The sequence below is a fragment of the Oricola sp. genome, from assembly GCF_965230365.1.
Classification (GTDB): domain Bacteria; phylum Pseudomonadota; class Alphaproteobacteria; order Rhizobiales; family Rhizobiaceae; genus Oricola.
On sequence record NZ_OZ246003.1, the window covers coordinates 2408330 to 2428029 of the forward strand.

At 61.4% G+C, this 19700-nt stretch carries 17 protein-coding genes and 2 riboswitches; of the genes, 9 read left to right on the forward strand and 8 right to left on the reverse strand.

Annotated elements, in window-relative coordinates:
* Positions 1 to 44 precede the first annotated feature (44 nt).
* From ACO06R_RS11585 to ACO06R_RS11600, 4 genes are all read left to right on the forward strand, one after another.
* Positions 45 to 1502: a tripartite tricarboxylate transporter permease gene (locus ACO06R_RS11585; RefSeq protein WP_421849719.1), complete on the forward strand. Its 1458-nt coding sequence runs from the start codon at positions 45 to 47 to the stop codon at positions 1500 to 1502.
* Entirely contained in the window at positions 1499 to 2224 is a 726-nt protein-coding gene (locus ACO06R_RS11590) for a dienelactone hydrolase family protein (protein WP_421849722.1), read from the forward strand. Before ACO06R_RS11585 ends, ACO06R_RS11590 begins: the two co-directional genes overlap by 4 nt.
* Positions 2221 to 3447 carry a PA domain-containing protein gene (locus ACO06R_RS11595; protein ID WP_421849725.1) on the forward strand — a complete coding sequence of 409 codons (1227 nt, stop codon included), beginning with the start codon at positions 2221 to 2223 and terminating at the stop codon, positions 3445 to 3447. The genes ACO06R_RS11590 and ACO06R_RS11595 overlap by 4 nt, the downstream gene beginning before the upstream one ends.
* A gap of 72 nt (positions 3448 to 3519) precedes the next feature.
* The gene (locus tag ACO06R_RS11600) at positions 3520 to 4380 is read left to right on the forward strand and encodes an NAD(P)-dependent oxidoreductase (RefSeq protein WP_421849728.1); all 861 of its coding nucleotides are present in this window, start codon (positions 3520 to 3522) and stop codon (positions 4378 to 4380) included.
* Between the two features lie 263 nt (positions 4381 to 4643).
* Here ACO06R_RS11600 and ACO06R_RS11605 read toward each other — a convergent pair whose 3' ends face one another.
* Positions 4644 to 6800, reverse strand: a complete 2157-nt coding sequence (locus ACO06R_RS11605; RefSeq protein WP_421849731.1) for an ATP-binding protein — start codon at positions 6798 to 6800, stop codon at positions 4644 to 4646.
* Positions 6801 to 6985: 185 nt separating this feature from the next.
* Positions 6986 to 7444, reverse strand: a complete 459-nt coding sequence (locus ACO06R_RS11610; protein ID WP_421849735.1) for an Lrp/AsnC family transcriptional regulator — start codon at positions 7442 to 7444, stop codon at positions 6986 to 6988.
* A gap of 107 nt (positions 7445 to 7551) precedes the next feature.
* Between ACO06R_RS11610 and ACO06R_RS11615 the strand changes: the two genes are divergently transcribed.
* The 3 genes from ACO06R_RS11615 (at position 7552) to ACO06R_RS11625 (ending at position 10640) form a co-directional block, all read left to right on the forward strand.
* Positions 7552 to 9000: an aminotransferase class V-fold PLP-dependent enzyme gene (locus ACO06R_RS11615; protein WP_421849738.1), complete on the forward strand. Its 1449-nt coding sequence runs from the start codon at positions 7552 to 7554 to the stop codon at positions 8998 to 9000.
* Between the two features lie 181 nt (positions 9001 to 9181).
* A riboswitch (cobalamin riboswitch) is annotated at positions 9182 to 9384 on the forward strand.
* Between the two features lie 125 nt (positions 9385 to 9509).
* A complete protein-coding gene (locus ACO06R_RS11620; RefSeq protein ID WP_421849742.1) occupies positions 9510 to 9821 on the forward strand; it encodes a hypothetical protein in 312 nt (103 codons plus the stop codon).
* A gap of 24 nt (positions 9822 to 9845) precedes the next feature.
* Complete coding sequence (locus ACO06R_RS11625) at positions 9846 to 10640, forward strand: cobalamin-binding protein (RefSeq protein ID WP_421849744.1); 795 nt, start codon at positions 9846 to 9848, stop codon at positions 10638 to 10640.
* A gap of 342 nt (positions 10641 to 10982) precedes the next feature.
* Positions 10983 to 11184, reverse strand: a riboswitch (cobalamin riboswitch).
* A gap of 77 nt (positions 11185 to 11261) precedes the next feature.
* Here ACO06R_RS11625 and ACO06R_RS11630 read toward each other — a convergent pair.
* The 6 genes from ACO06R_RS11630 to ACO06R_RS11655 are packed head-to-tail and all read right to left on the reverse strand — an operon-like array spanning position 11262 to position 16241.
* Positions 11262 to 11756: a GAF domain-containing protein gene (locus ACO06R_RS11630; RefSeq protein ID WP_421849747.1), complete on the reverse strand. Its 495-nt coding sequence runs from the start codon at positions 11754 to 11756 to the stop codon at positions 11262 to 11264.
* Positions 11753 to 12658 carry a branched-chain amino acid ABC transporter permease gene (locus ACO06R_RS11635; RefSeq protein ID WP_421849750.1) on the reverse strand — a complete coding sequence of 302 codons (906 nt, stop codon included), beginning with the start codon at positions 12656 to 12658 and terminating at the stop codon, positions 11753 to 11755. Before ACO06R_RS11635 ends, ACO06R_RS11630 begins: the two co-directional genes overlap by 4 nt.
* A 1-nt stretch (position 12659) precedes the next feature.
* Complete coding sequence (locus tag ACO06R_RS11640) at positions 12660 to 13523, reverse strand: branched-chain amino acid ABC transporter permease (RefSeq protein ID WP_421849753.1); 864 nt, start codon at positions 13521 to 13523, stop codon at positions 12660 to 12662.
* A gap of 57 nt (positions 13524 to 13580) precedes the next feature.
* The gene (locus ACO06R_RS11645) at positions 13581 to 14762 is read right to left on the reverse strand and encodes an ABC transporter substrate-binding protein (protein WP_421849756.1); all 1182 of its coding nucleotides are present in this window, start codon (positions 14760 to 14762) and stop codon (positions 13581 to 13583) included.
* Between the two features lie 19 nt (positions 14763 to 14781).
* Positions 14782 to 15477 carry an ABC transporter ATP-binding protein gene (locus ACO06R_RS11650; RefSeq protein ID WP_421849759.1) on the reverse strand — a complete coding sequence of 232 codons (696 nt, stop codon included), beginning with the start codon at positions 15475 to 15477 and terminating at the stop codon, positions 14782 to 14784.
* Positions 15477 to 16241: an ABC transporter ATP-binding protein gene (locus tag ACO06R_RS11655; protein WP_421849762.1), complete on the reverse strand. Its 765-nt coding sequence runs from the start codon at positions 16239 to 16241 to the stop codon at positions 15477 to 15479. The genes ACO06R_RS11650 and ACO06R_RS11655 overlap by 1 nt, the downstream gene beginning before the upstream one ends.
* A gap of 113 nt (positions 16242 to 16354) precedes the next feature.
* Here ACO06R_RS11655 and ACO06R_RS11660 point away from each other — a divergent pair, with 113 nt between their 5' ends.
* Both ACO06R_RS11660 and ACO06R_RS11665 read left to right on the forward strand, forming a co-directional pair.
* Complete coding sequence (locus ACO06R_RS11660; RefSeq protein ID WP_421849765.1) at positions 16355 to 17581, forward strand: amidohydrolase family protein; 1227 nt, start codon at positions 16355 to 16357, stop codon at positions 17579 to 17581.
* Positions 17582 to 18091: 510 nt separating this feature from the next.
* Positions 18092 to 19672, forward strand: a complete 1581-nt coding sequence (locus ACO06R_RS11665) for an ABC transporter substrate-binding protein (RefSeq protein ID WP_421849768.1) — start codon at positions 18092 to 18094, stop codon at positions 19670 to 19672.
* Positions 19673 to 19700: the final 28 nt, after the last annotated feature.

Below are 19700 nucleotides of genomic sequence, written 5' to 3' on the forward strand. Positions count from 1 at the left end.
GACCAAACATGCTAGAGAAGATTACGACCGCAATTATCGCCCATATGGACGTCTGGCTGATCGCCGTTTCTGCCTTTGGGGTTGCGCTTGGTATTGTATTCGGAGCCATCCCCGGCCTGAACCAAGGCGTCTTGATGGTCCTGACGCTGCCGTTGACGTTCTACATGAACAGCCTGGTTGCACAGGTCTTGTTGATTGGGATGTATGTTGGCGGAGTGGCCGGATCCATGGTCACTGGCGTCATGATCGGCATTCCGGGCTCTCCTGCGTCGGTGATGACGACCTTTGACGGGCATGCGATGGCCAAACGAGGGCAGGGCGCGCGGGCGCTTGCCTTGGGGGTAACGGCTTCCTTTGTAGGCGGGCTCATCTCCTGGCTCGTTCTGGCGACGGCGTCTGTTCCGTTGGCGCGTTTTGCCATCACGTTTTCGGGGTTCGAAATGGCCGCCCTGGTGTTCGGTGGTTTGTTGATGATTGCCAGCGCCAGCGGCGGAAACATGACCAAAGGCCTGATCGCCGGAGCCTTGGGGGTTCTGGTTTCTCTTGTCGGACTGGACCCGATCACGACGGACCCGCGATTCACGTTCGGATACGAAAAACTGGAGGCCGGCCTCGGGATTTTCCCCGTGCTGCTTGGCATCTTTGCAATTGGCGGGTTGGTATCCGACATCCAGCAGCCGCGGCAGGCCGATGCGGTCGCGACCCCGGGATTTGTGCAGATCGTCCGCGCCGCCGGAAGCACCCTGCGCTACTGGCAAAACCTCATCCGTTCGTCGCTGATCGGGACATGGATCGGTATCCTTCCCGGGATCGGTGCCAATATCGGCGCGGTGATTTCGTATACTGTCGCGCGAAGCGTATCAAAGGACCCCGACTCCTTTGGCAAAGGCGCCGAAGAGGGAATCGTCGCCGCGGAGGCCGGGAACAACGCGACAGTGGGTGGCGCGCTGGTTCCGATGATCACGCTTGGAATCCCAGGCAGTGCAGCAGACGTCATCCTCATGGCCGCGTTGATCTTCCACAATATCCAGCCCGGCCCGTTGATGATGGTAGAGCATGAAGCGACCTTCTTCGGCATCATCGCGACCTACTTCGTCGCCACGGTCCTCATGTTTGTAATCTTGGTTGCAAGCTGTCGCTATCTGGGCCGGATTACCGAAATCCCGCGCCATATCCTCGCGCCCTTGATCTTTGTCGTGGCGATCATCGGGACATATTCGATCAATGGCCAGTTGTTCGATATCTGGATCATGCTCATCTTTGGCGTCGCCGGCGTGCTGATGAAGTGGTCGAACATCCCGACTGCGCCCTTTGTGATCGGCTTCATCCTCGCACCGTTGTTTGAAGCAAACATGCGCAGTGCGTTGATGACGTCGGATGGAAGCTTCGCGCCGTTCTTTACCCGCCCGGTCTCACTCGGAATTCTGATCTTCGCGGTACTTTTTGTGGTCTGGCCGATGATAACCGGCGCGATCCGCCGCCGCTCGGGCACAGCCGGTTGAAGGGGCTGGTCATGAGTGAGGATATCCTGAAGATCCGGACAGACGATGGCGTTATGCCCGTGGAGCGGTTCGCAGGACGACGTGACGCCGCCGTTATCGTGTATATGGACGGGTTTGGGGTCCGAGACGAATTGCGAGAAATGTGCCGCAGGTTTGCCCGAATGGGGTACACGACATTCCTGCCAAACATGTACTACCGTTTAGGCGGCCCCTCGTTCCTGCCGCCGAACGCCAGCGGGGCGAAGTCTCCGCAAGGCGCCCAGGCTGCAAACCGGGCCACCACTGTGGCCATGACTGTCCACGACACCCGGCAAATCCTGAAGGCTGAATCGAGTATCGAGCACTGGGCGGTCGTCGGTTACTGCATGGGCGGGCGTCACGCCATCGGCGCAGCTGCCACGCAGCCCGACAAGGTGAAAGCCTGCCTATCGGTGCATGGCGGGAACATGATTTTCGACGGTGAATGGTCCTGCGAACGTCAGATACCGCGCTGCAATGCTGAACTGTTCCTCGGATTCGCCAAGGATGATCCGTCCTGCACGCCAATCGAACAGAACATCTTGAGGGATGCGCTGATGCAACGAGGCGTTAGCGGCCGTGCGGATGTGTTTGATGCCGCGCATGGGTGGAGCTTTGCGGATCGGCACTGTTTCGATCACGTCGCTGCCGAGGCAGTTTGGACAATCGCCCGAGAGATGTTTGCCCGGAGGCTGCGGTCGTGAAAAACCCACTGTCCGAAGAAGCACTGTTGTCTGACATTGTTCGTTTCGCCGAGTTGGGTGACCACCGCACGGCCTCCATGGCGGACCTTGCAACATCAGAGTGGGTGAAAACCGAGCTGGAGAAGGTGGGCCTTGCTGCCGAGCTGGATCCTTGGCCTTTACGCCAGTTTCAAAACCTCAACTGTCGCCTCCGCGTGTTTGGTAAACAGTGCGACACCTTTCCATTGTGGTACCCGCGTTCAACCGGCTCGGAGCCGATTGTGGCCCGGCTTGTCCAAGGCGACAACCATGGAGATCTGCGCGGAGCCATTGCCCTGGTACAGTTTCCGGATGTGATGGTCACCGAGAAGAGCGCACATGCGCGGATGATCCATGCCCTGGCCGAAGCCGGTGCTCGTGCTGTTGTTGGCTGCACACCACATGTCTCGGGCGAGATATACGGCCAGAACGTGATTCCTCCGCACAATCAGACGCCTTGGCCCCTGCCGGTTCTTATGATCGCGCCCTCCGACTGGCATGTTTTTGAGGCCGCCGCGCGCCTCGGCTCCAGTGTCGAGTTTCTGCTGGATGGCGTGGATTGCGCCGATCTTTGCGCGAACAACGTCGTTGCATATCGAGAACGTGGTGATCGTTGGATTATTGTGTCGACGCCTCAAAGCGGTTGGTTCCGGAGTGCGGGCGAGAGAGGCGCGGGGCTCGCGTTGCTGCTCGGTCTCGCGCGGTGGATGGCGTTGGCTGAAACCGACCACAGCTTACTGTTCCTGTCGAATTCGGGACATGAGATCGGCCACCTGGGGGCCTTCCACGCATTGAGCAATCCGCGTCTGCCGAAACCCGGGCAGTGCGATTGCTGGCTGCACCTCGGGTCATGTATTGCCACCCATGATTTCGACAGGAACAACCACCTTTTGGTGCCAGCGTCACCGCCGGATCCGAGTTGGCTATTCGCGTCGCAGGACCTCATTGAACCGCTCAGCCACAGCTTCTCCGACCTGACCCATCTGACGCCGGAACTTTACAACCGTGACCACGGAGAAATCCGGTGGATCCTTGAGCGTGGCTATTCCGCGTTTTCCTTGATGGGCGCACAGCAGTTTTTTCACCTCAAAGGCGATGGTCCGGAAGTTGTGAATGGAAGGCTGATTGAGAAGGTTGGCGCGGCCCTCAAGAACACACTCGGCAACATAATGGCGCGCAAGGCGTCCATTCCCTTTGCCAGTTAGAGAGGCGCATATCATTCCAGTGAAAGCACTTTGTCCACCGAACACCATGACAATCGCAACGAGCAGTAGACAATGAAGCTCGGCTACATCGGACTGGGAGCGATGGGGCTCCCCTTCGCCAGGCACCTCAAGGCAGCAGGTCATGACGTAGCCGTCCTGAACCGTTCTGACCGCCCCTATGCGGAAGCGCGCAGGGCTGGGCTCAGCATTGCCGCGAGTGTCAGCGAAGTGGTGGAAGTGAGTGACGTTCTGTTCACGTGCCTGCCAAACTCGCAGATCATCAACGATATATACGAACAAATCGACAAGCCGGGACTGATTTGTTGCGACAACTCCACTGTGCCTTATGAACAGGCCACCCAACTGCACAATCAGCTGAATGAACGTGGGATGGCCTATGTGGAATGCCCGATCTTCGGTTCGGCGCAGGACGCGATCGACCGCACGGTGTATCTCGTGATCTCAGGAGATGCGGCTCCAGTTCAGACGGTCATGCCGATCGCACGGCAGGCGGCGCGAGACATTGCCGTAGCAGGCGGACCCGGCGCTGCAAGTCTAATCAAAACTCTTCAGAACGGACTGGGACATGTTCAGATGGTGGCGATTGCTGAAACATTGGCAATGGCCGAGGATTTGGGCCTTGACCTGAACCAGTTTGTCGACATCGTGAGCCATTGCGGTGGCATGGCATCTACTCGGCTCTTCCAGCGCAAGGCGCCGCAGATGCTTGCGATCCCGGAAGAGACTGGTGCCAAACTTGATATTGCAGCCAAAGACGCAATGTCAGCCTCAAAGCTGTTCACCCAGATGAACAACAGTTCCGCGCTAATCCACCACGCCGCTGAGAAATACACTGAGGCACAAAGGCTCGGCTTGGGGGCAAGGGATTTCGCGGCGGTCTTTCAGGCGACACGTCGGCGAGAGAAGCGTTAGTAGTACCGATTGAACACGGTTCTTGCTGCAGGCCGGCGTCGAGCGCCTTGATCACGGTGTTCAGCGTGCTGCGGTTTTCGCCGTTGCGGAACGCGATCACGCGACCGCGATTGTCGACAAGGTCGTGGTTTCTGATCGGCCCGGCCTTGCGTCCGTAACGGTCCCGATTGGTATTGGAGACCAGCGCTTCGAACGCCGATTTGGCAATGTGTCCAGTGGTTCACGGGTTTCGGCGAGGTCTTCGACGATCAGTATGCGCGACATCAGTTCGAGCTCTGGTGAAAGGGGAACTCGGCGTGAACGACAAATCCGGGTTTGGCGTCATCGAATGAAAGCCTGCCCTGAAGCGCGGTCAGGCGGGCCTCGATGTTGGACAAGCCGTTGCCTTGAGTGTCGCGGCCATTGCCCCGCCTCGATGGATCGTATCCCTTGCCGTCGTCGAGCAGCGTCAGCTGAAGGGTTTCGCCCTGCGTATCGATCCGAACGGCCATCTTCTGGGCGTCCGAATGGCGAATTGTGTTGCTGACGGCTTCACGCAGGATGGAGCGCAAGGAAAAGATGACATTGGGAGCCATCAGCCGGTTGTGCCCGCCGCCTTCATGGCGCCATTCAAGTTCGATGTCGGTCGCCGCCAGGCGCTCCAGCACTTCCACCCTCAGGTCGGCCAGTGCCTCGTCCAGGCTTTTGCTGTTTCCAGCCGTATTGTTGATGATGTCGCGAAGATCCGAGATCGTTTCGCGGATCATTGTGTCCTTGCGCTCGCGCTTGTCGCTGTGAAGCGCCGACAGAAGCTGTGCGCCGATATTGTCATGCATATCGCGGGCAATGCGTCTGCGCTCTTCGGCTGCGCCTTTCTCATAGGCGTCACGGCTGGCGATGGCATGGGCGAGCATGTCGCGAATCTCGACGGCGAAGCGCTTGTCGCGCGGACTGAACAATCGCCGTCCGCCTTGCGCATATGAGAGCCTCACCGGAGCAAGACTTCCGACACGGGGAAGCACCAGCGCAAGACCTTCATCGACAATCCTCGGCTCTGCGGGTTCGATCTGCGTTTCGCCCCCCAGATGCAACGGATCGAAGACTTCGCGCAGCACCTGTTGCCAGCCGTCCTCCTGTCTGGCCTCGTTTTTGGTCAGCGCTACATCGACGATCCGGCGAAACAATTCGCCCCGGTCGATGTCCGACTTCCTCGTCAGCCTTCGTGCCAGCCGGTCGCGGGCCGGCAGATAGATGAGCGCGATCAGAATGAGCGAGAGGCCGAATGCCGGCGCGCGTTCAAGCGCAACAAGCATGATGAGCGCTGCGTCGAGCAGCACCAGCAGGATTACCGCGCCGAAATAAAACAGGATCGAGAAAGCCCAGTCCTCGAGTTCGAACAGGCGGTAGCGCGCGACCCCCAGGGCGACGCCGACAAAGAACAGCAAGACGAAGAGCGCCGCATAGCCCTGCGACACGGCCGGCGCCATTCCAAACAGATTGGGCAACAAGATGAGAATGACGAAGGTGCCGACGCCAATACCGAAGGAAAGCGTGAACCAGCGCAGGGCCGTGCGGGCTGCCGGGTCATTTCGCGTGGCGCGGTGCTGGAAGAAGGCACTGACAAGGATGCCAAAAACCATGACGACAGCCGGCAGGTGAAGCCCGACGGCCGGGCCGGGAATGATCAGCCATGTTGTATCCAGGACCCAAATCGCGCCTGTCGCAAGCGGCAGCACCCAGAGAAACGCCGGTCGAACAAGGCGCTTTGGATAAACTAGAAACAGCACGGTCATGGCGACGCAGAACGCCAGCGTGCCGAAATGGTTCATTGCCGAAAGCGTGTGAAACAGGTGTCCGGGCAATGCCAACTCGCGTGAACCGTAAATGGCCGATGGAAAGGCTGCGACCAAGGCAGCCAGCCCCGCCAATGCCAGCAGTCTGGCGGCAAGTTCCCCACGTTTGAGGCTCCACACCCAGGTTCCGATCAGCAGGCCCGCAAGTCCGAGCACAATCTGTGTCCAGAACACTGGCGGCAGGGTTGAAATCGGGCGCGACCGCTCCGGCGTTAACGTGATGCGCAAATTGTGCGGTGAACCGCTCGAAAGCGTGACTTCATCCTGATGCAGCATGGAAGCGATTTGGTCCTGCCGATTGAAGAATCGCGCAAGGGCTTCGTAGCTTTCGGCGACATCGGGTTCCTCCACGAGATCCGCCGCCTGCAATTCCATGCCGTTGATTGCTTCCAGTGGCGCGTCGGCTTTCAGCGCGGCTGCAGGTCCCTTCGGATCGGCCCGATTGATCCAGACAAATCCAATTCCGGATTTTGGCGACAGCCCCAATCCCAAGTAGGGCTGATTGTGCGCGACGGCCAAGGCGATCCATGCGGCGAAGAAACCAAATGACGCCGCAACCGCCAGGATTCTGAAGGGGGTCAACCTCACAAGCACACGTCGGATCGCTTTCGTTAGGTAATATCTAGCCGTTTTCTATAACAGACAAATTCACACCGCTCTCCCCTGAACGGGGGATTGACTGGCATGGCCATCCACTGCTTCGCGGCGTGACCCAGCGGTCCGGGCACCTGTTTCGGCGGCGCGAGATCGGCGCGCGTCCGGTCGGACAAGCATCAACCGGGCTGCACCGGGAGCGCCCGGTTCTCGATGATCGCCTCCATCGCGAAGTAGGAGGTGACCGCGTCGAGTTCGACTTTTTCAATCAGGCGCTGATATACGCTGTCATAGCTCGCCATGTTGCGCGCCACGATTTTGAGCAGGTAGTCGTAATCGCCGCCGATCCGGAAGAAATCAGTGACCTCGGGGATGGTTGCGACATGCCGGCGAAACGTCTCAAGCCAATCGGCCGAGTGTCTACGCGTGCGGATCATCGTGAAGACGACGAGGCTAAGCCCCAGAGCGTCCCGGTTCAGGCGCACGCTGCGGCCTTCGATAATCCCGCTATCCTCCATTTTCTTTAGTCGTCGCCAGCAGGCGTTTTGCGACAGGCCAATCGCATCGGCGAGATCGCGCTGCGACAGGTCGGGCCGGCGCTGCATCTCTTCCAGGATGAGAATATCGAGCCTATCCATTTTTCGTAATCCTTCGTTCAAAAACACACATTTAGGAGGAAAATGTGGGTCATACGGTGTAGAAACATCATGTTCAGGTGGTAGCATCCTCGTCAAGGAAATTGGGGATGAAGATGACTGCGCTTGGCGATTTCCGGTCTTCGCTCGCGGGCGGAGACCCCTTTGAAACACTGCGAAACGGCCTGATCGGCGACGGCATCGAGTTTGAAACGCCCTTCGGCCGCAAGCGGCTGCTTTACGCCGACTATGTCGCGTCCGGGCGGGCGCTTGCGCAGATCGAGGACTTCGTTGCGCGCGAAGTCCTGCCGTTCTACGCCAACAGCCACACCGAGGCCTCGTATTGCGGTCAGGCCGTGACGCGGATGCGCGGCGAGGCGAGGGCAGTCCTTGCCGAGGCGGTGAATGCCGGGCCGGACTGCCACGTGGTCTTCACCGGCAGCGGCGCGACCTCGGGCATCAACCGGATCGTCGGGCTGCTCGATATCGTACGCCGCGTGCAGGCGGGCAACAGGGTCGTGGTCCTGATCGGACCGTACGAGCACCATTCGAACATACTGCCCTGGCGCGAAAGCGGCGCCGAGGTTCGTGAGGTCTCCGAGGCCGAGAGCGGCGGGGTGGACCTCGATGCGCTTGCCGCGGAACTCGATGCCACAAAGGGCGCCGAGCTCGTCATCGGCAGCTTTTCCGCCGCGTCCAACGTCACCGGCATCCTGACCGACCCCGATCCGGTAACGCGGTTGCTCAAGGCGTATGGCGCCTTGGCGGTCTGGGACTACGCCTGCGGAGCGCCGTATGTCGACATGGACATGACGCCGGCCGACGATTGCGCCAAGGATGCTATCGTTTATTCGCCGCACAAATTTGTCGGCGGCCCAGCCGCCTCCGGCGTGCTGATCGTCCGAGACACGATCGTCGCGCGCGAGACGCCGACCGCGCCGGGTGGCGGCACCGTCAGCTTCGTTTCGCCGTGTCGGCACCGCTACAGCGCATCGGTGGAGGCGCGCGAGGAAGCGGGGACACCGAATGTGATCGGCGATATCCGCGCCGCACTGGCGATGATCGCGCGCGACGCTGTCGGCTGCGAAGATATCGCCGCGCGCAACGCAGCGCTTCGCAAGCGGGCTCTTGCCGCATGGCGCCGCGAGCCTCGCCTGAAGTTGCTCGGCCTCTCCGACACGCCGGGCCAGTTGCCGATCTTCTCCTTCCAGGTGACTGGCGCGAACGGCACACTGATCCATCATCAGCTCTTTACCCGCATGTTGAGCGATGTGCTCGGCATCCAGACCCGCGGTGGATGCGCCTGTGCCGGGTCTTACGGGCATAGACTGCTCGGCATCGATTCCGCTGTATCGGAAACGCTGTTTGAGCGGCTCGACGCCGGCCTTGAACTGGAAAAGCCGGGTTGGGTGCGGCTCAATCTCAGTTATCTGCTGAGCGAGGCGAAGGCAGACGAGATTATCTCCGGCGTAACGTGGCTGGCCGAAAACAGCAGCCAGTTCATCGGTCACTACGCGGGCGATCCGGCCACCGCGCGGTTCCGCTATGAAGCGGCCTGACAGGAGGGTTTCCAGACGGAAGCGCGATGCAAGTCGATCCGGACGGTGAGAGGTTCATTCGCCGGGTCAACAGGTTCCCGGACCGCGTGCTGGAGGTCCTTGTCTGTCCTCGAAAGGTAGTGGACAGGGCGGTCTTGGCCACGAAGCCTTCCAATACCGATGGACGACGGCCATGCCACCATGCGATACTGGAAGTGATGGTGCCCGACTTGTTGAGTCGGGTGAAAAGGGAACGCGGTGAGGGTTTGGCCCAATTCCGCGACTGCCCCCGCAACTGTGAGCGGAGAGCGACCCCGATGAACGCCACTGGGCCTGATGGCCCGGGAAGGTATGGGGAAGCATGGACCCGCAAGTCAGGAGACCTGCCATCTCCGGCGCGTGACCCACGCGCCGCGGTCACCTTGAACCCAGGCGGGGTGCCTTGGGAGCGGAGAGACGACAGATGGGCGGAAGCGTCCCTCAGATATTGCCGCTACCCGTGACACCCGCCGTTATGCGCGGAGGGCGCCATGTTACTGGAACGTACGATCTTTCAACTCGATAGAGGCCCGATGCCGCGGGAGGAAGCGCGGCAATTGGGCCAGTTGGGCTACATGCAGTGGATTGCGGGTTTGCCCGGCAACGCCGACTACCTGCGGGCCGCGCGCCATGCCTATGACAAAGCCGGCCCATTCATGATGCGCTCTCCGGCAGTCGCGGAGTTTTGCGATCTTCTGCTCGCATCCATAAAACAACCGCTCATGCCATTACAGCTTGCAATGCCCCAGAGGCAACGACGCGGCGGTGCGAATGCGCGCCGGTCCTCGCGTATGCCCCTCTGAGTTACATCCGCACATGGTGTCGACATGAATGCCTTTCCCCCGGAGCGCATCGTCTGCCTGACTGAGGAGACGGTCGAGACACTCTGTCTGCTGGGCGAAGAGGATCGCATCGTCGGCGTATCGGGATATGCGGTGCGCCCGAAACAAGTCCGCAAGGAAAAGCCACGCGTCGCGGCGTTCACGTCAGCGGATATTCCCAAGATCCTCGCGCTGGAGCCGGACCTGGTCCTGACCTTTTCGGACCTGCAGGCCGATATTGCTGCCACGCTCCTGCGTGAGGGCGTAGCGGTGATGGGCTACAACCAGCGCGACATCGCCGGAATACTCGCCATGATCCGGCACCTTGGGGCGATGGTCGGGCAGGGCCGTCGCGCCGGCTTCCTTGCCGACCAGTACGAGCAGCGACTGGCGGAAGCGGCGGCAAAGACCGAAGGCAGGCCTCGCCCGTGCGTCTATTTCGAAGAGTGGGACGAGCCGATGATCACCGCAATCGGCTGGGTGTCGGAACTGATCGGAATTGCAGGCGGTCAAGAGGCGTTTTCCGAAATTGCCGGCAAGGCCAAGGCCCTCGATCGCATCGTGACGTACGAGCAGGTGATCGCTGCTGCGCCCGACGTGATACTCGCGTCCTGGTGCGGCAAGAAGGTGCGACCGGAAAAAATCGCCGCGCGGCCCGGTTGGGACGCCATCCCGGCGGTGCGCAACGGGAGGATCCACGAGATCAAGTCGCCGCTGATCTTGCAACCCGGTCCCGCCGCGCTCACCGACGGGCTCGATGCCATCCTCGCCGCCTTGTCCTCCCGGACGATCGAGGCGTGAACGACGAGTGACGCAAACCCCTGTGTCGGAATGTGCAGACGCGACGAGGCAACGGGATGGCGCCTCGGCCAGGCGCTGCCCGCCGGCTTGGACCTCGCGCGCGCCTATCTGCTCAGGGCGGCAATTTATCCTTTTACGTGATCAGGAGGCGCGCATTCGCGTGCGCCGCCGCACTTGAAGCGTCGGTGGCAGCGGTTTGCATAGCATGGCCGTCGCCTACACCTACACCGAGACATTGCCGAGGGGTTGGAGCAGCAGGCCAACTCGCAAGCCGGCGCAACGAAAAGCCAATCCCGGTAGAAGATGGTCTCCATGTCCATGCGGAAGACATCCGGATCGGTGTAGAGCGCTTGTTCCAGCGCGTAACCCGGACTTCGGCGCGGCCATCGCGGGCCTGGAGCGCGACACCTTCCCGGGGCTCGTCTTCCCCAGTGGTGATTGTCGCGACCCTTGCAACACCTTTACCGTTGCGGGGGCAGTGCCGGACTTTCACCGGCTTCCCAATTCTCCGCCCGAAGGCGGCACCTTGCATGATTCTGAGTAAATGCGATCGAAGCGGGCCGGTCTGCAGAATGCGACATTCGCCATAAAAAAATTCAGACAACGGCCGGTGCCATTAGCCTATGCGGTCGCGCCCGAAAACTCCCGGAATGCCGGCAGAAGCAGTTCGGCGAACGGCGTAACGCGCGCCACGTCGCCCTCATTGTACCATCCGGCCTCGTGCAGCAGGTTCACTGTCCCGATCACCCGGCCATTGTCGATGACTGGAACATTCAGGCAGGATGCGCAGTCCAGAGCGATGATGGTTTCGTGATCGAAGAACGCCCAGCGGATGTCATCGGCGTTGCGGCCGATCCAGTGCCGGCGGCCTTCGAGGACGTGCTTGCTCCAGCCGTTCAGGGCACCGAGCGGCTTGCTGCCCTTGACCGGGTATTCCTCAGGCCGGTTGGAATAGACGCGCGCGGCCACGTTTGCAGACCAGTCGATGACCATTAGCGTGAACAGCTTGTGGCCCACCACCTCGGCGAGCGCCGCGTCTACGGCCGCGTAACGATCGCTGGTGGCATCGACACCGGCCAGAAGCTCCTCGGCACGAGTGCGGCTCGGGCTGTTCATGTTGGTATGCTCCTTTGCACGGGGCGCTCGGCCAGCAATCCCTCCGGCCGCAGGCGCATCACCAGGATCAATGCCGCGCCGATGAAGATTTCGCGCAGCGCCGCACCCTGTGCGCCCGACAGGCCCGGCAGCAGCGGTTCGATGAAGCGGCTGCCTTCGAGGATCAGGATGACGAGAAACGCGCCAAGAACCGCGCCCGCCGTGTTGCCGGTGCCGCCGGCGGTCAGCGCGAGAAAGATGTAGATGGTCAGCAACGGCCGGAAGATGTCCGGCGCGACATAGCTGGTGAAATGAGCATAGCAGGCACCCGCCAGTCCAAGGATGCCGGCACCGAGCGCAAACGCCTGAACCTTGTAGCGACGCACCGGCTTGCCGGCGACCGCAGCGGCCGTCTCGTCTTCGCGTATCGCGCGCAGCACCCGGCCATAGGGCGAGCGGCGGAGGCGCTCGGTGAGCGCCCAGACAAACCCGGCGGCCAGCAGGATCAATGCGCAGGACAAGCCGTTGAACGCCAGCGGCGTCAGTTGGCCCCTGAGCGGGCCGGGTACGCCCGGAATGCCGTCCGCCCCGTTGGTCAGCCATATTTCGTTGGCCGCGACCAGCCGAATGACCTCGCCGAACCCCAGCGTGACGATGGCCAGGTAATCGCCGCGCAGTGTCAGTGTCAGGCGGGACAGCACGCCGCCGGCGAGCGCCGCCACCGCGATTGCGACCGCAACGCCGACGATGATCGGCGCGCCGAGCGCAACGGTAACAAGGGCGGATGCATAGGCGCCCAGCGCGAAAAAGCCGGCAAGTCCCAGATTGATCATTCCGGCCATGCCCCAGATCACGTTGAGGCCCAGCGCCAGAAGCGCATAGATGCCGGCGAATGCGAAAGTTGCGAGCAGATAGCTTGTCATCTCAATACGCCCGTTCGCCCAGAATGCCGCGCGGCCTGATGCTCAGCACCAGCACAATCGCGATGAAGCCGACCGCGCTTTTGTAGGCCGGCGACAAAACCAGCAGCGACAGTTCCTCGCCGATGCCGACGACCATCGCGCCGATTGCCGCGCCTGGGATCGAGCCGAGGCCGCCGACGACCGCCGCCGCGAAGATCGGCAGGATGAAGCGGAAGCCCGTCAGCGGGTCGATGGAGGTGCCGAGGCCGAGCAGCATGCCGCCCGCGCCAACCAGCCCCATGCCGATGAACGCCGTCAGCCGCCCGATTCGAACCGGATCGATGCCCTTTAGTTCCGCCAGCGCCGGATTGTCGGCCACGGCGCGCATCGCCTTGCCGATCGGGGTGAATTTCAGCCCGGCAAAGACGGCGGCCATGATACCAATTGCCATGGCGAGGTTCTGGACCTGTTGCGGGCCGACCCGGATGTCCCAGATCCGCCAATCGCGAACCAGCGGCAGATCGTAGCCGCGCAGGTCGTTGCCGAAGCCGAAGCGGATCATGTTTTCCAACACGATGGTCAGCGCAATCGAGGCGATCGCCGCCGTCAGCGCACCGTAGGGTCTGAGCGGGCGCAATGCGATCTCGTCGGAGATCAGTCCGACCAGCCCTGCGACCGCGAAGGCGGCGATGATCGACGGCGCGGCCGGCAGGCCGAACCAGACATTGGCGGCATAACCCGCGAAAGCGCCCACCGTGGCGTGGCTGGCGACCGAGAAATTCGGGAAACGCAGCACGGCGAAGATCGCGGTGAAACCGATGGCCGGGACCGCCAGAAGCGCGCCGGTGATGATCCCGTTGACCAGGAGTTGGGGAAGAAGGTCCATTTAGGAAGCTGGTCCATAAAAAAAGCGGCGGGGCCTGGCCCCGCCGCGTGTCTCGTGTCAGACGCGCTTGTAGACGCCGGTGGCACCGCCCTTGATCATCTTGAAGATGAACTGGGTGCCGGTGATGTCGCCGATTTCGTCGAAATCGCAAGCGCCCGATGCGCCGGAGTAATTGATGCCGCCGGCAAGTGCCGCAAGACCGTCGACCGCGTTGTCGACCGACTGGCCATCGCCCTGGCTGATCGTGCGCAACGAGCCGCGGATCGCGTCACCGCTGGCGTCGCCAGCCGCCGCCATCGACAGAATGGCGAGGTTGGCGTGGTCGTAGGTCTGCGCCGAATAGGGATCGACATCGTCGACGCCGAGGATCTTCTGAACGCGGGAATAGGCACTGCTGTCGACTGCCGGCGCGCCTTCCCAGGTAAAGACGCCTTCCAGCACCTCGGCGGGCAGGGCATCCATCAACGTCTTGTTGACGGCATAGGCCGGCCCAATGATCTTGCCTTCGTAACCGGCCTGCCAGATGTCGCGCAGCAGCACGGTGGAATCCGCAGCGTAACCGCCCAACATGATGAAATCCGGCTTGCTGCGCAGGATTTGGTCAACCTCAGAGCGGTAGGTCGACTTGTCGGCTTCGTAGATCAGGTCTTCCATCGATGCGCCATTGGCGCCGGCGATCTCGCGCAGGATCTCGATAGACGAGGCGGCGAACGGCGTTTGCGGCCCGATCCAGGCCATCGATTTGGCGCCTTCGTCGATCATGAACTTGCCGGCAACGCGGATCTGCAGCTTCGAGTTGGGCTGGGTGCGCGCGATGAAGCCCAGATGGGGCAGTTCGGTGATGCTGTCGGCGCCCGACACGCAGAAGAGCATGGTCTTGGATTCCCAGCAAAGCGGCGCAATGGCGGTGGTGACCGAGGACGCCCAGGTACCCATGATCGCCGAAACGCCGTCCACATCGATCAGTTTGCGCGCTGCGCGAACTGCTGCTTCAGGCGAGGTCTGCGTGTCTTCGGAGATCAGCTCGATCTGGCGGCCGAGAACGCCGCCGGCCTCATTGACCGCTGACACAACGCCAGCCATGGCGTCGCGCATCGACGGTCCATAACTACCGCCGACACCGGTCAGCGGGGTCAGCGTGCCAAGGTGGATCGGCGCGCCCTGCGCCCTGACGATGGCTGGTGCCGCGAGTACCGCCGCTGTCGTGCCGAGAAAAGTTCGGCGAGTAAAAATAGTCATGTGCAGTCTCCCTCTTTCATCAACCGCCCAAGAAGGTGCGGCGAATATCCGGATCCGCGGCCAGTTCGGCTCCCGTACCCGATTTGTGATTAGCCCCTGCAGCGAGGATATAGGCCCGATGGGCCAAGTCCAGCGCCTCCAGGGCGTTCTGTTCGACCAAGACGATGGCAACGCCTCCCGCCGCGATCTCGCGAATAGTCGCGAATAGTTCGGTTGCTGCGATCGGCGACAGGCCGGCGCTTGGCTCGTCGAGCAGCAGAAGTTGCGGCGCGGTCATCATCGCAATTGCCATCGCAAGAATCTGCCGCTGTCCGCCGGAAAGCGTGCGCGCGGAATCGCGCCGCTTCTCGCGCAGGATCGGAAACCGGTCGAGCATTCGGTCGACGCCATTTCTGTCTGGCGCCAGCGTTGCACCGATCTCCAGGTTCTCGCGCACGGTCATCGAGGCGAAGACATTTGCTTCCTGTGGAACGTAGCTCACGCCGGCCAGCGCGACATGGCGGGGGCGCAGCCCCATCAGTTCCTTTTCGTTCAGCCGAATGCTGCCATTGGCAACCGGCAACTGCCCGGCGATGGCTTTCAGCAGAGTCGATTTGCCGGCGCCGTTCGGACCGACAATCGCGACGATCTCGCCGCTTGAAGCATCCGCGGACACACCCTTGAGGATCAGGTCATTGCGCCCGTAGCCGCCGGAGACATTGCTAATCTGCAACACTATGCACGTACCCCGAGATATGCGTCCTGGACGGTATGGTTTGCGGCGACCTCATCGAATGTGCCCTCCGCGAGTTTGGCGCCGTTGGCCATGACGATCACCGGATCGCAGAGCCGAGCGACAAGCCCCATGTCGTGCTCAACGACGAGGAAGGTCAGGCCCTCATCGCGCAGTTCGCGAATCCGGTCCGCGATCTCACCGGTCAGTGTCGGATTGACGCCCGCGACGGGTTCGTCGAGCAGGATCAGCTTTGGGCGCGCCATCAGCGCGCGTCCGATCTCCAGAAGTTTCTTCTGGCCGCCGGACAGGTCCGACGACAGGTTGCCCAGAACGTGCGACAGTTTGAGGCGCTGCGCCACCTGTTTCGCCCGTTCGATCAGGGCGCGTTCGCGCGCAGCTGACACTCCGGGCCTGAACAGTGCGATGGGAAGTGTCTCGCCCGGCTGGTCGTCGCCATGCAGCAGTAGCGTTTCCAGCACGGTGAGTTTCGGAAAGCCGCGCGCGATCTGGAAAGTGCGTACGAGGCCGAGACGGCTGATATCTTCCGGGCGGGCTTTCGTGATGTCGGTACCGTCGAACGTGATGCTGCCCGATTCGGCGGGGATCACGCCGGAAATCGCATTGAAAACCGTGGTCTTGCCGGCGCCGTTTGGTCCGATCAGTCCCGTGATCGTGCCCGGCCGGACCGAAAAACTCGCACCGGTCAGTGCCTGAACGCCATAAAAAGAGCGACGCACATCGGCGACGCGTAAAAGTTCTGTCATTGTCCCCTCGTTAGCGGCGGATCATAACCATATGAAAATGCAAGGAAAGTGTTTTCTTACGTTATGGACACCGTATAAGGTCCCGCGAAACGAAAAGAAAAGGGGAACGGTTGATGCGGTTGAAGTTTCAGAACTGCGATTTGTTCGACGGGGTTACGGACGAACTGGCGCGCGGCGTTCATGTCCTGGTGGCAGACGGCAAAATCGTCGAAGTCTCCGAAACGGCGATCTCGGCCGCGGCCGATATGGAAATCGATGCAACCGGCAAGACCCTGATGCCCGGTTTGATCGATGCTCATGTCCACATCACCGCTGCCACGCCGAATCTGGCTGCGCTCGAGGCGATGCCGGTTTCCTATGTCAGCCATTGGACTGCGCGGCTTCTCGGCGAGATGCTGGATCGCGGCTTCACGACGGTGCGCGATGTCGGCGGCGGCGACGCCGGCCACAAACGGGCCCAGAAGGAGGGCTTGATTCGCGGTCCGCGCCTGTCGGTGTCCGGCAAGGCGCTCGGCCAGACCGGCGGCCACACCGACTTCCGTGGCTCTTCCCGCACCGATCTGGGCGATCTGCAGCGGCGCCACACGGCGGGACTTGGGCGCATTGTCGATGGCGTGCCGGCGTGTCTGGCGGCGGCGCGCGACGAATTGCGGCTCGGTGCCGATTTCGTGAAGATCATGGCCAATGGCGGGGTCGCGACACCAACGGACCCGATCGACTGGATCCAGTTTACGCCGGAAGAGATCCAGGCGATCGTCGCCGTGGCTGAAACTTCCTGCACCTATGTCGCCGCGCACACCTATACGGCCCGCGCCATCGAGCATGCCGCCGTCAATGGCGTGCGCACGCTGGAGCATTGCAACCTGATCGACGACCGTGTCGCCGGAATCCTCAAAGACCTTGGCCGATATGCCGTGCCAACACTGGTGATCTATGATTGCCTGGATCGCCATGCCGATGCGATCGGGCTGGGACCTGATAACCGGGTGAAGAACCGTAAGGTCCGCGACGCGGGATTGGCATCGCTGGAAATCCTGCAGCGGGCAGGGGTGCCGATGGGATACGGCACCGATCTCCTGGGGTGGATGCATCAGGACCAATCGGTCGAATTCGGCCTGCGTACCCAGGTCTTGCCTGCCGCCGACGTATTGCGCTCGGCCACATCGGTCAACGCCGAAATCCTGCGCCGTGACGATCTGGGTCGCGTCGCGCCGGGCATGACCGCCGACCTGATCCTTGTCGATGGCGATCCGCTTGCCGATATCTCCGTCTTGTCGGGGCAGGGCGAGCGCATCCCGCTCGTCGTCCAGGAAGGCAAGGTCGTGAAGGCGCGGGCGTAGCCTGACAGCACCGGATTCCGGTATCGCTACGCGATGAATGCCCGCTTTGCGGCTGTTCGGCTGCTTCCAGCAGCAGCGCGATCTCTTCAGGCGTAACCGCTTCGAAGAAGCGCAACGCCAAGGCACGCATCTTGTCAAGGATTCAGGCCGCAGATCGGGCGAGTATTCAGAACAACTTTTTCTCGAAAACCTCCCCTAAGGGAAGACGTTTGCGCATTTGTTGAGATAGTTGCATCAAGCGACGTTCCGTCACGCGAAAAACCCGGTTCTGGGCCGAAATTGTTTGCCAAACGAACAAAAAGTTGAGAAGCCATTGTTTCGCGAGTTGCATCCATTGAGAATTCCGACCACAGGGTCGGTTTCGAAGGGATGACGCGGCCCCACAGGGACGTGGGTTTGCGCCGATCGGGAGAGATGGTTCGGCGATCAAACAAACACACGGCCCATCACGCAGCATGCGGCCAGAGCGGTGGATATTGCCCGTCGCCTGAGCTCAACAGAGAGGTCCTTATGACTAAAATCACTACTTTGCTGGCGGTCTCCGCGCTTCTGTCGACGACGGCGTTGGCCAATGCCGAAACGCTGCGCTGGGCGCGGGCAGGCGACGCCCTGACACTCGATCCGCATTCGCAAAACGAGGGCCCGACACACACGATCCGCCACCAGATGTACGAGCCGCTGATTATCCGTGACACCACGGGTGCTTTCGAGGCAGCTTTGGCAACGGATTGGGCGCCGAGCGCCGACAATCCAAACGTCTGGGTCTTCAACCTCCGCCAAGGCGTAAAATTCCACGACGGTTCCGACTTTACCGCCGAAGACGTCGTGTTCTCCTTTGAGCGCGCCAAGCAGCCGAACTCCGATATGAAGGAGCTGATCGGCTCGATCAAGGAAGTGCGCGCTGTCGACGACTACACGGTCGAGATGGAAACGGACGGCCCGAACCCGATCCTGACTTCCAACCTCACCAACCTGTTCATCATGGACAAGGGTTGGACCGAGGCCAACAACGCTGTCCAGGTGCAGGATTTTGAGGGCGGCGAAATCACTTTTGCCACGACCAATGTCAACGGCACCGGACCCTACAAACTCGTAAGCCGCGAGCAGGACGTCAAAACCGTCATGGCCCGCAACGAGGACTACTGGGGCCGCGACCAGTTCCCTCTGGAAGTCAGCGAGATCATCTACACGCCGATCCAGAACGCTGCGACACGCGTTGCAGCGATGCTGTCGGGTGAGATCAACTTCCTGCAGGATATGCCGGTGCAGGATCTGACGCGTGTCAACGATGCCGATGGGCTGATGGTCAAGCAGGCTCCGCAGAACCGCGTGATCTTCTTCGGCATGAACCAGGGTGCCGACGATATCGAGGCTGACGATGTGTCCGGCGCAAACCCGCTGGCCGATGTCAAAGTGCGCAAGGCAATGTCGATGGCGATCAACCGCGACGCCATTCAAAAGGTCGTCATGCGCGGCCAGTCGCAGCCGGCCGGCATGATTGCGCCGCCCTTCGTCAATGGCTGGACGGCCGAGATGGACGCGGAAAGCTCGACCGACATCGAAGCGGCCAAGGCCCTGATGGCCGAAGCAGGCTATGCCGACGGCTTCTCGATCCGCCTCGACTGCCCGAACGACCGCTACATCAACGATGAGGCGATCTGTCAGGCCGCTGTCGGTATGCTTGGCGGCATCGGCGTCAAGGTGAACCTCGACGCCAAGCCCAAGGCGCAGCACTTCCCGCTGATCACCGACGGCAAGACCGACTTCTACATGCTGGGTTGGGGCGTGCCGACCTACGATTCCGAGTACATCTTCAACTTCCTCGTGCATGGCCGTGAAAGCGACATCGGCACCTGGAACGGTACCGGTTTCGACAACGACGGTATCGACGCCAAGATCAAGTCGCTGGCTTCCAACACCGACCTGGAAGGCCGGAACGCCGATATCGCCGCCATCTGGCGCGTGGTTCAGGATGAGCAACTCTATATCCCGATCCACCACCAGGTTCTGAACTGGGGCATGGCCGAGGGTGTCGGGATCGACGTCGATCCGGAGGATCAGCCGAAGGTCAAGTACTTCACGATGAAGTAATGACGAAAGGCCGCCCGGTTTGCGGGCG

Excerpts from the sequence above, each read along its gene's own strand:
- ACO06R_RS11660 (WP_421849765.1), top strand. The coding sequence starts at position 16,355 with ATGCGGTTGAAGTTTCAGAACTGCGATTTGTTCGACGGGGTTACGGAC.
- ACO06R_RS11635 (WP_421849750.1), bottom strand. The coding sequence starts at position 12,658 with ATGACAAGCTATCTGCTCGCAACTTTCGCATTCGCCGGCATCTATGCG.
- ACO06R_RS11655 (WP_421849762.1), bottom strand. The coding sequence starts at position 16,241 with ATGACAGAACTTTTACGCGTCGCCGATGTGCGTCGCTCTTTTTATGGC.
- ACO06R_RS11600 (WP_421849728.1), top strand. The coding sequence starts at position 3,520 with ATGAAGCTCGGCTACATCGGACTGGGAGCGATGGGGCTCCCCTTCGCC.
- ACO06R_RS11620 (WP_421849742.1), top strand. The coding sequence starts at position 9,510 with ATGTTACTGGAACGTACGATCTTTCAACTCGATAGAGGCCCGATGCCG.
- ACO06R_RS11615 (WP_421849738.1), top strand. The coding sequence starts at position 7,552 with ATGAAGATGACTGCGCTTGGCGATTTCCGGTCTTCGCTCGCGGGCGGA.
- ACO06R_RS11630 (WP_421849747.1), bottom strand. The coding sequence starts at position 11,756 with ATGAACAGCCCGAGCCGCACTCGTGCCGAGGAGCTTCTGGCCGGTGTC.
- ACO06R_RS11645 (WP_421849756.1), bottom strand. The coding sequence starts at position 14,762 with ATGACTATTTTTACTCGCCGAACTTTTCTCGGCACGACAGCGGCGGTA.
- ACO06R_RS11640 (WP_421849753.1), bottom strand. The coding sequence starts at position 13,523 with ATGGACCTTCTTCCCCAACTCCTGGTCAACGGGATCATCACCGGCGCG.
- ACO06R_RS11585 (WP_421849719.1), top strand. The coding sequence starts at position 45 with ATGGACGTCTGGCTGATCGCCGTTTCTGCCTTTGGGGTTGCGCTTGGT.
- ACO06R_RS11625 (WP_421849744.1), top strand. The coding sequence starts at position 9,846 with ATGAATGCCTTTCCCCCGGAGCGCATCGTCTGCCTGACTGAGGAGACG.
- ACO06R_RS11665 (WP_421849768.1), top strand. The coding sequence starts at position 18,092 with ATGACTAAAATCACTACTTTGCTGGCGGTCTCCGCGCTTCTGTCGACG.
- ACO06R_RS11610 (WP_421849735.1), bottom strand. The coding sequence starts at position 7,444 with ATGGATAGGCTCGATATTCTCATCCTGGAAGAGATGCAGCGCCGGCCC.